The sequence below is a fragment of the Streptomyces sp. NPDC091280 genome, from assembly GCF_044768565.1.
GTDB lineage: Bacteria > Actinomycetota > Actinomycetes > Streptomycetales > Streptomycetaceae > Streptomyces.
Map to the genome: position 1 here is coordinate 86,598 of NZ_JBIVUZ010000026.1, position 583 is coordinate 87,180.

1 protein-coding gene is annotated in these 583 nt (G+C 69.8%); it reads right to left on the reverse strand.

Going from position 1 to position 583, the window contains the following annotated elements; all coding sequences use genetic code 11:
* A partial coding sequence (locus ACIQPR_RS47600) for a tetratricopeptide repeat protein (protein ID WP_403663557.1) occupies positions 1 to 531 on the reverse strand: 531 nt, incomplete at its 3' end.
* Positions 532 to 583 lie beyond the last annotated feature (52 nt).

Here is a 583-nt window from a genome sequence, read left to right on the forward strand (position 1 = left end):
TGCCTCCTGGGTGGTGGTCAGGGCTTCTTCCCGCCGCCCAGCCTTCGATAAGGAGGCCCCGAGATTGGTCAGTGAGGTGGCGAGGTGGGGTTCGTGGGCGGCTGGGTTGCTCGCCACCAGCCGACGCCTGATCTCGATCGCCTCGTGCTCGGCGGTCAGGGCTTCGTCCAGCCGCCCCACCTCCGCCAGCCAGATGCCGAGGTTGGACAGTGAGGCGGCGAGGTGGGGTTCGTGGGCGGCTGGGTTGCTCGCCACCAGCCGGCGGTAGACATCGACTGCCTCTTGGGTGGTGGTCAGGGCTTCGCCCCGTCGCCTCACTTCCGACAGCCGGTCGCCGAGGTTGGTCAGGATGTGTGCGAGGTCGGGTTCGTGGGCGGCTGGGTTGCTCGCTGCCAGCCGGCGGCTGATCTCCACTGCCTCTTGGGTGGTGGTCAGGGCTTCGCCCCGTCGCCCCACCGCCGACAGCTCCGCGCCGAGGTTGGTCAGCGAGGCGGCGAGGTGGGGTTCGTGGGCGGCTGGGTTGCTCGCCACCAGCCGGCGGTAGACATCGACTGCCTCTTGGGTGGTGGTCAGGGCTTCGCCC